The organism is Rhizobium mongolense USDA 1844, assembly GCF_000419765.1.
Classification (GTDB): domain Bacteria; phylum Pseudomonadota; class Alphaproteobacteria; order Rhizobiales; family Rhizobiaceae; genus Rhizobium; species Rhizobium mongolense.
The window spans coordinates 23,676-37,399 of record NZ_ATTQ01000033.1 but is presented as its reverse complement, the minus strand read 5'-3'; the positions used below and the strand labels follow the sequence as shown (position 1 = coordinate 37,399).

The following is a 13,724-nucleotide window of genomic DNA, read 5'->3' as shown; positions in this document are numbered from 1 at the left end:
TCAAGGAGGAGCTTGGGCTCGACCACTTCGAAGGCAGGTCCTGGACGGGGTTACATCGACATGCCTTGATGACGATGATCGCCTATGCCTTTCTCCAATCCCGCCGCCTCAAGGCCGCGGGACGGAAAAAAAAGACTCACAGCACCGCCGCCACAACCGAGCATGCCGGCCGTCAGGCAAGCGATCCTCGACATCTTCGCACGGCCACCGCCGCTACGATGCCCCCACTGTGAGATGCTCCTCACAGAACGCCCCAAGCCAAAGGTGCCAAAGTAGTGCTAGTCACCTGAATCCGAAATTCGTGTCATAAGTCCTGGACTTTCTGGCAGAAGCGTTCGACGGAGGTCAGGATGTCGTCTGCGGATTTCGTCCACCCGTAAGGCTTCGGGTTCTCGTTATGGCGTTCGATGAAGCGTCGGATGTCGGCTTCGAGCTGTCGAAGTGTGGACGCCGCGACGGGGCTGCTTGCGGGTCAGTTCCGCAAACCAGCGTTCGACCTGATTGATCCATGACGCCGAGGTCGGGGTGAAGTGGACGTGGTAGCGCGGCCGGCGCATCAGCCAGTTTTTGACCGATGCAGTTTTGTGGGTCGCATAGTTGTCCATCACGATATGAACGTCCAAATCGGACGGTACGCTCGCATCGATCTGCTTCAGGAAATCCAGGAATTCGGTGGCACGGTGCCGCTTATAGCATTTGCCGATGACAAAGCCGGAGGCGACATCCAGAGCTGCAAACAACGTGGTTGTGCCGTGTCGGACATAAGAATGCGTGCGCCGTTCCGGCACGCCAGGCATCATCGACAGCACTGGCTGCTCGCGGTCGAGAGCCTGGATTTGGCTTTTCTCGTCCACGCTGAGAACCAGCGCTCGATTGGGAGGTGACAGATAAAGACCGACGATGTCGCGGACCTTATCGACGAACAAAGGATCGCTGGAAAGCTTGAACGTCTCTGTGCGATGAGGCTGCAGGCCGAAAGCGTTCCATATCCGGCTGATCGTCGTGTGCGAAAAGCCTGTGGCCCCTGCCATCGAGCGGATCGACCAATGGGTCGCATCACTAACGCAGCGTGCGCTCGATCACAGCCGCAAACTGATCGTCGTCGATTGTTCGGGGCCGACCAGGGCGAACTTCGTCGAGCAGACCATCGAGCCGGTCTTTAAGGAAGCGCCGTCGCCATTTGCCAACCGTATGTTCATGCACACCGAGCTCGCCCGCAACGACCTTGCTCGGCACTCCCTCGCCACAGCGAAGGATGATCCGGCACCGCTCCGACCTGGAGCGCGCAAACGATGCTTGCGCACCTGTCGCTCCAGATATTCCCGCTCCGCCTCGCTCAAAACCAATGGGGCCGTTGGTCGGCCAGTCGCATTTGCCATGTCTCAACCTCCAATGAAGAGGCCAAGCATACAATGTAGTGAATTTTAGTTCCAGATGACTAGTCTGACAGTTGAGAAATTGGGTTCAGGAGCTTTGCTGATAGACGGGTGGCCTCATCTCAAGATCTCCTCATGGACGCGAAACGTGCGAGACAGGCTGACTGCCGGTTCGCAGCGCGTCTGTCGTTCGCTCAATCGCAAGATCGGTCTGGGGGGATGAGTCCCCCTTGTGCAGAGCGATAAGAGCCCGGCTGATTTCCTGGCCCGCTGGAGAAAGCCGGTGGTTCAGACGAAGGAAATCCATCCAGGTTGGCGTGCGTAATGTCTCCGTCCACGCGGCGGCTTTCGAAGGTCTCGTTGAAGAGTCCAGTCGCGTGCACCTGCGCGACTTACTGCGCATTCCGATGAAGCCGGCCACCCATTCCGATTTCATTCCGGCCATGATTCCGATCTGAAGCCGGCCAGTCGATGCTCCCCTGGGTCTTTGTGTTGAATGGCTCTTGATTGCCGCGCGGTCAAGCGGCGGTTGGGGTCTGGCGCTGCTTTCGCAAGCTCTCGCCTGACAGTTCGATGCGGTAGGCGTTGTGGACGAGGCGGTCGAGGATGGCGTCGGCGATCGTCGGATTGCCGATCATGTCATACCAGTGATCGACGGGCACCTGACTGGTGACGATGGTGGATCGCTTCTCGTAGCGGTCTCGATGATTTCCAGGAGATCGCGACGCTGCTCGTCGTTGAGCTTCTCGGGACCCCAATCGTCGAGAATGAGCAGGTCGGTTCTGGCGAGTGCCTTGAGGACTTTCGGGTAGCGGCCGTCGCCGCGCGGGAGCGCAAGGGTGGCGAACAGCCTGGGCAGGCGATGATAGGCGACGGAGAAGTCCTCGCGGCATGCTTTGTGTCCGAGCGCGCAGTCCAGCCAGCTCTTGCCGACGCCGGCAGGCCCGATCAGCGGAAGACCGTGATGTTGCCTGATCCAGTCGCGGCCGGCGAGCTTCAGGAACAGATTGCGGTCGAGGCCGCGCGCGGCGCGGAAGTCGATTTTCTCGACCTGGGCGTCATGGCGGAGCCTGGCGGCACGGGCTCTCGCCTCGAAGCGTTTCTGGCGGCGCGCGGTCGTTTCCCGTTCGAGCAGGATCGTGAGCCATTCACCGTGCTCGAGCTGCCTCGCCTCCGCTTGGGCCTCAAGCTCGTGGTAGGCGCTTGCCATGCCTAGGCCGAGCTCGCGCAGCATGTCGATGGTGGGATTGGTCAGCATGGTCGGTTGTCTCCTCAATGAAAGTAGCCGGGGCCGCGCAGGTTTGCGTGTTCCATAACGGCGGCGGGTTCGGTGGAATGCCTGTTGGACTTGTGTGTGGCGATGAGCGCAGTGATGGTCTCGCAGGTCAGGCCGCCGATCTCGACGGCGCGTGCCGACACGGCCTCGGCGCGATCACGAGGAATCTCGCAATAGAGGCGCAGGATGCCGAGACATGTTCTGAAGCCCTGTTCGGGATGCGGCCGGCTGGCGAGGATTGCGGTGATCAGCCCTTCGGTCTCGGCGCCGTTGGACGCAGCCCAACGCCGGAAGCGATCCGGCGTCCACTCGGCGTAGCGCCGATGCGCGCTCGGCATGTGCACGGGGTCCGTCCCAAAACGCGGGCCCCCATAGCGGCGCTGATGCGCGGCTACGCGCTTGCCACGGTAGAATATCTCGATCATCCGGGCAGTGGCGCGGATATCGACCTGCTAGCGGATGAGGCCGTGCGGGACGGAATAGAAGAAGCTCTTGAACTCGACATGTAATCCGTCGAGACCCGTGCCAAGCGCCATCCGGCGAACTCATTGTCCTCGGCGGGCAGGCTTGCGAGTGCTGGGCGTTCGACCGTTTCGAAGAGATGCCGGCGGCTGACACCAAGCCGTCGCATGACATGATCGTTGATGCGCGCGACGAGTATCTCGGCGATTGCGGCATTGGCCTCGGCGCGCGAGAAGAAGGTCTGCTTGCGCGGGCGGCCGAGAATGCAGCTCGGGGCGAAGCGCACGGCGTTCTCGACCTTGGCCTTGTCCTTCGGTCGTCGCGATCGCGCCGGCAGAACGCCGACGCCGTAGTGGGACGCCATCATCCCGTAGCTGCGGTTGATCTCGGGATCATGGAAGCTGGCTCGGTTGACGCCAGACTTCAGGTTGTCGGGCACGATCAGCCGGGGCACGCCGAAGGCGAACATGCGCACATGCGAGCCGATCCAGTCCGGGAGCGTCTTGGTCCAGGTGGCCTCGGCGAACGTGTAGCTCGACGCGCCGAGCACACCGACGAACAGTTCCGCCTCGCGAACCTCGCCGGTCTTGCGATCGACGACCGGCACCCTTTTGCCGGAATAGTCCACGAAGGCCTTGTCGCCGGCCGCGTGCTCCTGGCGCATCGTTGGCGAAAGACGCTGCTCGAAGCCGCGGAATAGTTCGCAGAAGCGACTATAGCCGTACCCGTCGGGGTGGACGCTGCGGTATTTCTCCCAGAGGATAAGTAGCGTGACGCCCGGCTTCTTCAGCTCGATGGAGAGCTCGGCCCAAACAGGCTCTTGGCGTCGCCGCTGGCCCTGTTTGACCCCGGCGCGAGCGAAAAGCCGATGCTCGAGCGCGTCGTCGGTCAGTTCTCCCGGCAGTGGCCAGGTCAGCCCCGCCATCGCCGCCCGCTTCAGATTATCCTGCACGGTGCTGCGCGCAACACCGAGCATCACCGCGATCTCGCGGCTGCTCGTTCCACTTCCGGCAAGCCGGAGCATCTTTCGTAATTGTCTCATGGTCGGCCTTCTCTTCGCCGGCATCAAACTCTCCTCGTGTACCGGGAGGCTTGATGCCAAAGTTGCTGACCCAGGGGGTATCGTCAGAGCCGGAAACTGGCCGACAACTGATCGGAATCGTGGCCGGCTTCAAATGAAGCGCTAGTTCCGGTGCACGAAAGTCAGACCCCTGTTAATCTCCTTCCGCCCAGAGTCGGACCGGCAATACAAAACCGATAGCTGCCACGAGACTCAGGGTTCCGGCGGCCGACTCGAGAGAGGACGCTAAAGTATAGGATTGCGCGACGGTGCCCCAGATCCAGCTGCCGGCAGCCATACCGCCAGAAAGACATGCATAGTAGATCGAGAGCGTGCGACCAACGACCCATCGCGGGCTTGCCAACTGCACCCACACGTCGAAACCGGTCCAAGTGATGACCCAGCCTGCGCCACCAACGGCCAGCGCGATGGTGGCGATAGTTGCGGACGAGGTCAGGGCAAGTGAAAGGCAACACACCGCGCAAACAATGGAGGCGAGCGCCATCAGCCATTCCTGAGACAGCAAGTTCCTCAGGAAGCGGTTGCTCATTCCGGCGATGCAGGCGCCCGTACCGAAACCGCCGAACAGAATGCCGTAGACAATGGGTCCGCCGGTCAAACGATCCCGGGCAACGAGTGGCAGAAGTGCGAGGATGGAAATTGCGGCAAGGCCAAAAGCGTCGCGCGAATAATTGCTGCCCTGACGTCGGAGGACAAGGCTGCGAACCGCATTCCGTCGTGAATCGCCGTTGCAATTCGCTCAGGAGGCAGGGGAGACGAACGCACGTGCCACTTACTCCCCCACACCGCAACGAGGGCGCGAGATTGCTGAAGGCGGCAAAGCCGAACGCGGCCCGAGGCCCGAGGAAGGCGAGGATCGCCCCGCCCAGGGCTGGACCAATGCTGCGCGTGATGTTGTAGCCGACCGACATCAGCATCACCGCAGCCGGAATATCTCGCTCGTCGAGGATATCGCCCACGGAGGCGTGCCAGGCAGGGTCATTCAGCGCAAAGCCGCAGCCAGCCAGAAACCCAGCCCAAGAATGAGCCAGAGGCTGACAAAGCCACAGCTGGCAGAAAGCGCCAGCACGACGGAGGCGAACGCTATCAGAAACCGACCAGCAGTCATCACCGATCGGCGGCTGAAATTATCGGCAATGGCACCGGCGATGATCGAGAGGAGAAACACCGGCAAGGTTGTTGAAGCCTGCACGAGCGTGACCATCAGCTCGGAAGCGGAAATCGTCGCCATGAGCCAGCTGATACCGACCGTTTGCACGAGTCTTCCGAGATTGGCGATCTGCGTGGATGCCCAGATCGAGCGGAACGCCGCATTGCGCAGTGGTAGTCTTTGACCGGTAGCAGGGACCGTTGTCGGTCATCACTCGCTGCACTTTGACGCCGAGACTGGCGTAATAAGCAACGGCGGCCTCAAGGAAGGCGACAGCGCTCTCCTTGCGCTGGTCGGGCATAACTTGGACGAAAGCGACGCGCGAGGCATCGTCGATGCAGACATGGACGAACTCCCAGCCGATGCCGATGTGACGGTTGACCATGCCAGTTTGTCGTCCGGTGATGCGGTGTCCGACGGAGCCGATCCGGCCGAGCTTCTTGATATCAAGATGAATGAGTTCGCCGGGATGCTCCCGTTCATAGCGGCGCACGGGCTCCGGCTCCAACGCGCTCAGCTTATTCAAGCCCAACCGGCGCAGAATACGGCTCACCGTCGCTGGCGAGACGCCGGCCTCAGCGGCGATCTGTTTGCCCGTCCAGCGCTGGCGGCGCAGCCGTTCGATCGTTTCGACTATCGCCGCGGGCGTCGGCCGGCGCAGTCGATGAGGCCGGGAGGAGCGATCATGCAATCCTGCCAATCCTTCGCGGCGATATCGGTCTATCCACTTCCGAATGGTCCGCAGACAGACGCCTGCGGCTTTGGCCACGGCCTCCGGCGTCTGCCCGCTCTCGACCTGCCTTACAATTCGCTCTCGACCGCGGGGCGTCAGCCGGGCATTCTTGTGGATGTTCATCCGGTCCTCCGAGAATCACTGAAGCTTCGACAACCTCAGCTTCCCGGTCTGGGCCGCATGGACAACCTATTGAAAGCTCACAGCTAGCTAGTGCCCGTCTATAAACAGCACGCTATTGGAATTATTGCGGAGAACGCGTTTTTTGTGCGGGCAAGGCCCGGCGTTTTAGGTACACTTTAGCATCAAGCCACTGATTCTAAAGACAAACCCGCAACCGCCGGAGCCAACAATGCGCCAAGAACGCACCGTCCAGGGCAGCATATTCGATCTTTTCGCCGAGCACGAGATCGGTCGCTGGAGGCGATGTCGCAGTGGCTGGACGCCCATCGGATCTTTTGAAATTGGTGACGTCGGATCTGCGCCGACAGGGGGTCGCGCAGACTGGCCGGCAGGGTTCGCCGTCGGAGGCGGTGCTGCGCTGTGCCCTTCTCAAACAGTACCGCCAGTTGAGCTACGAGGAGCTGGCGTTTCATCTGGAAGATTTCGCCTCGTTCCGGGCCTTTGCCCGGCTGCCATGGGGGTGGAGCCCGAAAAAGTCGGTCTTGCACAAGACGTTCAGCGTGATCCGGGCGCGCGCCGCTCAGGATCGCCCGGAACACCTGGATTATCTGCAGCAGGCGGCGGCACAGTTGCCGCTGGCGGGTCCGGCGGGCAAACTCTGGCAGGCCCAGGTTCGCCATTATCAGCCACTGATCGCGCAGATCATCGCCCAGACCGAGCGGCGGGTGCTGGCAGCCGATGCGATGCCGGCCGGCGAGAAGCTTGTCAGCCTGTTCGAGCCGCATGCCGACATCATCGTCAAGGGCAGCCGCGACATCGATTACGGACATTAGCTCAATCTGACCACCGGCAGGAGCGGACTGATCCTCGATCTCGTCATCGAAGCCGGCAATCCGGCCGACAGCGAGCGGCTTTTGCCCTTACTGAAGCGCCACATCGCCTTCTATGGCGAGGCGCCGCGGCAGGCGGCCGCCGGCGACGACTTCGGCAAGTCGCCGATTCAGGATCTGCGGTCAACAAGGGAAGCGAGCGTCCGGATGGCAAACGTCCGCCGCGGCCGCGTAAGGGCTTCGCACCCCATCTGGAGCGGATCGAAGTGATCCTCGAGCCGGAGGATTTGCCCGAGCATGCCGGCAAGCTGGTGCTGATCGGCGAGGGCGTATCGGAGCGGCTGGATGTGGTGCCCGCGAAGTTCCGTGTTATCGTCACCCGTCGGCCGAAGTGTGCCTTCAAAAATGAGGACGGCGTCGTCCAGGCGCCGGCGCCGGCACACATCATCGAGGGCGGCATTCCGACGGAAGCGCTTTTGGCGCAGATCGCCGTCTCCAAATATGCCAATGGCCTGCCGCCTATCGGTAGGAGGCGATCTACGCCCGCGACAAGGTCGAGCTCGACCGCAAGCTGATGGCACAATGGATGGGCAAGCTCGGCTTTGAGCTGCAGATCCTCGCCGACTACCTCGTCGATGAGATCAAGAAGGCCGAACGGATCTTCGCCGACGAAACCACTTTGCCGACGCTCGCTCCCGGCTCCGGATCGACGAAGACAGCCTATTTATGGGCCTATGCCAGGGATTATGCGCACCCGGTGATTATGTGCAGCTCACCGGCACAGTCAGCCAGTTTGCTTCGGTAGATGAGTAAGATGGTGGCCGGCATCCAAGCTATGAGGTGCGCATAATCCTGGTGTTTCCTCCCGAGCGCAATTAACTCGGTAGGAGATCTACATGCAAAAAGCGATCATCCGGATCGAGGGATGTCATTGGTTCCTGGAAGATCATGGCGATATCGTTCCCGCGAATCTTCCGCATTTCCGGATCCGAACGGTGGAGAAGGTCGTGTCCCTGGAACAGCATTTGCCCCCCGTCACGACGGCCGCTTTTGGCAATAGCCTCATCACCGATAAGGCAGTCAGACTATTCCCGCAGCACGACTCGCCCACAATCCCGAGAACCTCGCCTGGGACCACATCGAACTAGAGGTCAAGAATCGGAAAAGATCCTCCACGGCGTATGGCAAGCGAGACTGAGAGGTCGCGAACAGAAAGATGTGGCTCTTGGATATTAGTCATGGTCAACAAACGGATAAGAGGTGGCAATCGGCGCGTGCTGGTAAGGCAGCGTCGTGAGATCGGCTGGTCCCCAGTCGGGCGTATCGATGATGACGATCTCCTCTGCCAAAGGTTCGTAGACGGCACGAAAATGCGTCTTCGAGCGCAGAACAATGATGGCGAAGTCCTGCGCACGCATACCGAATTGCACGAACGCATCCTCATCGATTGCGGTGGAGGGTCGCGTGGTCACGCTGACTATAATACCCCCACATTCAAGCACGGCAGTGAGGCCGAGGTCCACCTTGGCTCCGTGCCCCACTGGACCGGTGACTTGGTAGCTTTTCTCACCCGCCTGCAGGACCTTCGCCTCGACTTCAACTGGTCCGCCCGATCTCGCTGACGAGCGCCCACCAAGCTTTAGCTGAATAGTTTTTCCCTCGCCCGCTCTGGAGGCAGCGGCCGCGCTGCCGGGATCCCAGAGGAACGGTACAGCGGCGTTTTTGGCGCCCTGCCGAATTAACTCTCGCAGCACGTAGGTGGAATCAATCATCCGGTCGGCATGCTCGAGCAGGACAATTGGCGCCTTCGCCGATCTTGCTCGTTCGAGTCCGTAAGACACACCCTGCTGCAGATTTCGAACCAGGCCGGGTACATGGAGTTCGCGTCGGGCTTGATGAATACTATCGCTCAACACAATAGCGGTGCGCTCGGCAAGGCTACGGTCGCGGTCGGCTATAACGACGACGGAGAATCCGCAGTTCGGAACATCCGCGTAGGAAAATCCGGCAAAGATGGATATATCAACAAGTCCGGGTGTCGTCTTGGGGAGCTCGATTGAGCGGTCGACAAAGTTTGCAAGAGGATACAAGTTCGTAGCGCTAAAGATACTCGGCACCATCACGTTGGGCCGAGAGACAACGGTAACGGGCCTAATCTCGCCTCGTAATGTACGAACTAGGCATTCAGCTGCTCGCTTGCCCGTCTCGCCCATGTCGATATGTGGTGAGTAGTGAAAGCCGAAGGTCGCAGTTGCATCGGAAATAGACGCTGCATCCAAATTGGCATGGTAATCTAATGCAAGCATTAACGGGATGTCAGGTCCAACTTCTCGGCGAACAAGGCGTAACAGATCACTGTCGGGATCGAGGCGTGTCGGCGTCGTGCATGCACCATGCAAGTACAGTAGAACCCCGTCCAGTGATCCGCGATGCGCTCGCAGCCCATTTAGAATTACGCGACAATAGTGGTCGAATGCCTCATCTTGGGCCGGCCCGGCCGCACCGCCCGTCGTATTGACGATTGGCACCATCTCCAAGCCCTCCCGCTCGCAAATCTCGATGAAGCCACCCATGACAGTGTTAGTACCTCGATTCAGGTCGAGCAGTTCGCTTCCCCGAGTCTCAGTGCGTCTGAAATCGTCGATGGTCGTTTGGTTCGACAGAAAGCTTGCAGACTCCAACTCAAAGCCTGCGATTGCAACTCTTTTCACGGAAAGAACCCCTATTTTTTATCAGTTGATGTGCGATGTCTCGCGGGTCGAAGATGTCGCGCAGAGATTCGCCAATCATGTTGTTGAAGGCGAGAACGCTCAGTGTAAGTGCAAGCCCAGGCGCAACTGCCATCCAGGGGGCTTGGAGGATAACTCCGATGCCGTCACGAATCATATTGCCCCAACTCGGCGGCTGAATCCCCATGCCCAGAAAGCTGAGGCTTGCTTCGTCTCGGTTTGCTCCTGCAATGCTCAAGCTGCTCAAGCCCTATTGTCCTTCCTGCCATACTCGCATTAACAGGCTCGTCTATCCGATCGGTGCCGTGTCCACTCCAAGCTTTACACCGTAAACACAAAGCCGGCGGGTTGCAACAAATAAGTCGTCAAAGTCTATGTTGATGCGAATGTATCATAGACCGTACGGGCGCCCAGGAATGTCTATGGTCTAGGCATGACATGCATGCTCGCTGAGGGACTTTTCGAAAGACGACTGCTGAGAGTTGGTATGGGAAGGACATTTCTCTGTGTGTCGGCACGCTTTAGGTAATGCGCTTGAGCCAGGTGCTGCATGAGCCAGCCCAACGCCTGGGTGGAGACGGAGCCCTTGCCGTGGTCCGCGCTTGGGGGCAGTGGCCTCGCTCGGCAGCCGCTTTCTTGGCTTGCGTGTGTCGCGGGACGTGGAGTGCTGCGAAAGCTCAGGAACGGTCTCGTGGCTGCGAGGGAAAAGGCGAAAGCGCAGTAGTCGGAGCTTGAAACTGTGAATCCCGGTGCTCCTAATCGGGAAAACCCGAATGGCGCGTCCGTGCGGCGGTAGTAGTCGAGAAGAATCTGCCGGCCGATCGGCGGCTCCGATCGGGATCTGCAGCTATCACGCTGGCAGAGGCGGCAGGTAATACCGATCGGCGTCGGCGATGTGGATTGTGCCTGTCGGTAATACACGAGGCGTTCGGCATGGGTCGCTTCACAAACCAGAGCCACGGCCCGCTCTACCCGGGGAAGGCCATATGCCCCTCCCCCGAGCTTACTGTTCGGGCGATTGAGAAGAACTGTTGACTATCTGGCAGCTCCAGCCATTGCGTCAGCACAGTCGAGGCGTGGAAAAGACCTGATGCAGGGTCAATAGCGGACAACCGCAACCGCCGCCGTGCCTGGCAAATGGAGAGTTGGCGCTGTCGAGGCGCTTCAATACATTTCCCGTAGCATCCACCCGAATGAAGAAGAACGGGATCCGCTCCTGCCCGGGCTTTTGAAGCGTTGTCAGCCGATGAGCGGTCTGCTCGAAACTGGTTCCAAATTGACGTGCGACCGCCTCAACATCGTAACGGCGCGCCTCGACTACTTTGGCGAAGGGCTTGTACGGCATGACCACCGCGGCGGCGAAGTAGCCAGCAAGTGCCCGGTGGGCCAGCCGTCGCGCGCTCTCTGTCGAGAAACTACCCTCCTGGTCGCGGCAACGTTTGAGCCGGAGGCGCGCGTTTCCGAGATCGCGCGATCGGCAGGTATCCATGTGAGCCAGCTCTTCCGCTGGCGCTTTCGAGCTTTGCGTTCCGGCCGGTTAGATGGTCTTCGCGGAATCTTGCTTCTCTTCGGGATCGGCACCTTGGCCCTCCCACCATGGGATCGGAAGAATGAAGCGTTCCAATCTAGGAGACGTCCTCAGCGCAACTGATGAGACCGGCACAGGGCTTGCAACGAACTCAACTCATCCATCGGCCCGCGAAGGACATCGATACCGCCGCGGCGGAATGTCGTCACCCCTCTTGTTCGGTCTTCGACGACGTCAGGCTCGGCGCGGAGCCGTCAACAGCGCAACGTCGAGCCGGGCCAGGAGCGTCTTTTCTGCTCCAGTAAAACTCGGTTTCGTCACTCCACATGCGATGCATGGCGCGCAACGGCCGCGACTGGAATCACCTGTTGGAGCTCTGCGGCCTGGTTGAGGCGCGCGTTTCGTCGACCGAACGACCGACTCCTGCTCGGCATGAAGGGCTCCATCAGTGAGTTTGAACTCGGCGTGCTGCGTGCGCGCATGCTCGATGCTGCTCGCGCCAAAGCGCGCCGTGGTAAACTGCGCATAAGCGTGCCGTTCGGCTATATCTGGCATCGCGAGATTGGTCTCGGCTTCGATCCTGACCTGCGCATCCAGGAGGTGATCCGGCTGATTTTCGCCCGGTTCCGCGAGCTCGGAAGCGCGCTGCGCCCCCGAGTTCCATGCTTCGCCTGGCGTGTTGCTTTCATGGCAATACTTGATACCGTCTGAATGAGACTGATATGGTTTACGATCTTCTTCAGCAAGTCACTGGCCGACTCGACGAGTTTCATTCCGCGCTCTCGGTTGTCGAGATTTCGATCAACTCCTTAATCTTTTCTGCTGTCCCCGGCGAACGCTGTCCCAAGCGCGCGGACTTCTGATGCGACTACGGCACAGCCCACAGTCTGGAGCTTGGAATTCTCATCCTCAAGAAAGCTCAGCAGCATGGCAGCATGATCCGTTCATGCTAAGCCGCAGTGTGTTGAAGGCCATATCGCTCAAGCTAACGTGCGGCCCACCTTGAGAATCGGAGAAATAGCCCGCCAACGAAACTTGAGGGGAGTCGGCCGCTGCAGCCAAACTTACAACCCTATTCCTCGAAGATTTCCCGCGGCAGGGTGCTGAACGTCTCGACGCCGGTTTCAGTAACCCAAAACGACTCACTGATGGCGTAGCCCAAATCGTCATCAACCCAGTTTCCGAGCATTAGATGGAAGGTCATGTTTGGTTGCAGGATCGTGAGATCCCCTGTCCTCAGACTGGCCGTGGGTTCCGTCCAGTCGATTCCCCATCGCGACTCCTTCTCGAAGCCATGTTTCTTAAGTGTTTGATAGAAGGCCGTGGCTACATCGCTGCACGTTGCGCCCGGTTTGGCGACGTCAAGAGCGGCCTCCAGGCCAGCGACCTCACCCTCGTGAATCCGACGCAAACGATCGAACGGCTTGCCGACAGAAACCGTACGCATCAACGGCGTAACGTAGGCATGACGGACGCCGGCGAATTCAAGGTTGACCTGAGACACCTGACGAAAAACGTCTTCCCACCGGATATGCGGCGTGGATATCCGCGGTGATGCGCAAAGGAAGAAACTGGCCAAATCCCCGCCTGGCTTGCCGTCAACGCCTTTGATGAGCGTCGAGATGATCTCCGCCGCCGCACTTGCCTCAGCAACACCCGGAGGAATGACTTCTTTTGCCCGCGGCATTGCTGCATCACTGATGGCGGCAGCTTCGCGCATCACAGCGATCTCGAGATCGGATTTGACGCTCTAACCCAGTTGATCCAATCGAAGTCAATGAATCGCGCGTTTGGCATTCTTTTTCTGAATTTCTCGACGACAGGGAACGCCAGGATCTTCATCTCGATCCCTATCCGACGGTGCCCAAAGCCATTGTCCAGAAGGAGATCGGTTACCGCGTCCCATTCGTCTTTCAGCGGATTCGGATTGGCAACGAGATCTTCGGGGTAACCAATGACACGATTGGAATCGATAAACATGAAATGGCGCGCCCCTGGGACATCCTGACGACGTGTGATGAACGTCGGCTCTTCATTTTTCACCGAGACGATGAGAGCCTGCACGTCCTTGCCAGTTTTGCCGGTATAGCCGGTCAGATAGGCAATGTTTGCAATGTTCGTGATGACAAAAACCTCAAGTTCTTGCTGCTCCATTTCCGTCTTGACAGCCGACAAGCGGCGCAAATATTCATTCCGCGGGAACGCCTGAGGGGCATTGCCATGAGATCAACTCCTTCACTTGTATTTAAGTTAGTTAAGTTTACCATGAAGAAGGACAAGATCCTGCGCGACCTGCCTTACCCTCGGAAAGTGGTAGATACTTGAACGTGTACCAGTATCCTGATGACAGTTACGCAGGTTCGGTGGCCGCATCTTTGCGGTCGGTTCGTCGGCCTGGCCGTTATTCTCGAGGTGGGTCGCGAACTCGCTTCCTTG

Annotated in this window: 7 protein-coding genes and 10 pseudogenes; 5 read left to right on the top strand and 12 right to left on the bottom strand. The window is 59.4% G+C overall.

Going from position 1 to position 13,724, the window contains the following annotated elements; translation table 11 throughout:
- Positions 1 to 233 (top strand): annotated as a pseudogene (locus A3C3_RS0133495) (IS701 family transposase); the annotation flags it as partial.
- Between the two features lie 71 nt (positions 234 to 304).
- Here A3C3_RS0133495 and A3C3_RS42850 read toward each other — a convergent pair.
- The 7 genes and pseudogenes from A3C3_RS42850 to A3C3_RS44330 form a co-directional block, all read right to left on the bottom strand.
- Positions 305 to 1,379: pseudogene (locus tag A3C3_RS42850) on the bottom strand (IS630 family transposase).
- 130 nt (positions 1,380 to 1,509) lie between these two features.
- A pseudogene (locus A3C3_RS44335) lies at positions 1,510 to 1,769 on the bottom strand (MFS transporter); the annotation flags it as partial.
- A gap of 125 nt (positions 1,770 to 1,894) precedes the next feature.
- Positions 1,895 to 2,634, bottom strand: a pseudogene (gene istB / locus A3C3_RS42020) (IS21-like element helper ATPase IstB).
- Positions 2,635 to 2,648: 14 nt separating this feature from the next.
- Positions 2,649 to 2,990, bottom strand: coding sequence for a hypothetical protein (locus A3C3_RS47525; protein ID WP_233450500.1), 342 nt, complete (start codon positions 2,988 to 2,990; stop codon positions 2,649 to 2,651).
- A gap of 83 nt (positions 2,991 to 3,073) precedes the next feature.
- Positions 3,074 to 4,156 (bottom strand): IS21 family transposase, encoded by a 1,083-nt coding sequence (gene istA / locus A3C3_RS42015; RefSeq protein ID WP_233450501.1) that lies wholly within the window; start codon positions 4,154 to 4,156, stop codon positions 3,074 to 3,076.
- A 109-nt stretch (positions 4,157 to 4,265) separates the two neighbouring features.
- A pseudogene (locus tag A3C3_RS42010) lies at positions 4,266 to 5,516 on the bottom strand (MFS transporter); the annotation flags it as partial.
- Positions 5,512 to 6,201, bottom strand: a pseudogene (locus tag A3C3_RS44330) (leucine zipper domain-containing protein); the annotation flags it as partial. The pseudogenes A3C3_RS42010 and A3C3_RS44330, both read right to left, overlap by 5 nt.
- A 229-nt stretch (positions 6,202 to 6,430) precedes the next feature.
- On the opposite strand from A3C3_RS44330, the pseudogene A3C3_RS44325 reads away from it, so the two are divergent.
- Both A3C3_RS44325 and A3C3_RS44320 read left to right on the top strand, forming a co-directional pair.
- Positions 6,431 to 7,238 (top strand): annotated as a pseudogene (locus A3C3_RS44325) (ISNCY family transposase); the annotation flags it as partial.
- Positions 7,238 to 7,776, top strand: a pseudogene (locus A3C3_RS44320) (IS66 family transposase); the annotation flags it as partial. The pseudogenes A3C3_RS44325 and A3C3_RS44320, both read left to right, overlap by 1 nt.
- Positions 7,777 to 8,263: 487 nt before the next feature.
- On the opposite strand, the gene A3C3_RS0133430 reads toward A3C3_RS44320, so the two are convergent.
- The 3 genes and pseudogenes from A3C3_RS0133430 to A3C3_RS45685 all read right to left on the bottom strand — a co-directional run.
- Complete coding sequence (locus A3C3_RS0133430; protein WP_022718885.1) at positions 8,264 to 9,742, bottom strand: M81 family metallopeptidase; 1,479 nt, start codon at positions 9,740 to 9,742, stop codon at positions 8,264 to 8,266.
- Complete coding sequence (locus tag A3C3_RS45690) at positions 9,714 to 10,007, bottom strand: hypothetical protein (protein ID WP_145611488.1); 294 nt, start codon at positions 10,005 to 10,007, stop codon at positions 9,714 to 9,716. Before A3C3_RS45690 ends, A3C3_RS0133430 begins: the two co-directional genes overlap by 29 nt.
- Positions 10,008 to 10,522: 515 nt before the next feature.
- Positions 10,523 to 11,186 (bottom strand): annotated as a pseudogene (locus A3C3_RS45685) (helix-turn-helix domain-containing protein); the annotation flags it as partial.
- Between A3C3_RS45685 and A3C3_RS48740 the strand changes: the two are divergent.
- Both A3C3_RS48740 and A3C3_RS0133415 read left to right on the top strand, forming a co-directional pair.
- Complete coding sequence (locus A3C3_RS48740; RefSeq protein WP_084797105.1) at positions 11,142 to 11,411, top strand: transposase; 270 nt, start codon at positions 11,142 to 11,144, stop codon at positions 11,409 to 11,411. The pseudogene A3C3_RS45685 and the gene A3C3_RS48740 overlap by 45 nt on opposite strands.
- A gap of 212 nt (positions 11,412 to 11,623) precedes the next feature.
- Positions 11,624 to 11,933, top strand: a pseudogene (locus A3C3_RS0133415) (recombinase family protein); the annotation flags it as partial.
- A gap of 427 nt (positions 11,934 to 12,360) precedes the next feature.
- Here A3C3_RS0133415 and A3C3_RS48280 read toward each other — a convergent pair.
- Both A3C3_RS48280 and A3C3_RS48275 read right to left on the bottom strand, forming a co-directional pair.
- Positions 12,361 to 13,008: a M24 family metallopeptidase gene (locus A3C3_RS48280; RefSeq protein ID WP_312866290.1), complete on the bottom strand. Its 648-nt coding sequence runs from the start codon at positions 13,006 to 13,008 to the stop codon at positions 12,361 to 12,363.
- Entirely contained in the window at positions 13,008 to 13,472 is a 465-nt protein-coding gene (locus A3C3_RS48275; protein WP_312866291.1) for an aminopeptidase P family N-terminal domain-containing protein, read from the bottom strand. The genes A3C3_RS48280 and A3C3_RS48275 overlap by 1 nt, the downstream gene beginning before the upstream one ends.
- Positions 13,473 to 13,724: the final 252 nt, after the last annotated feature.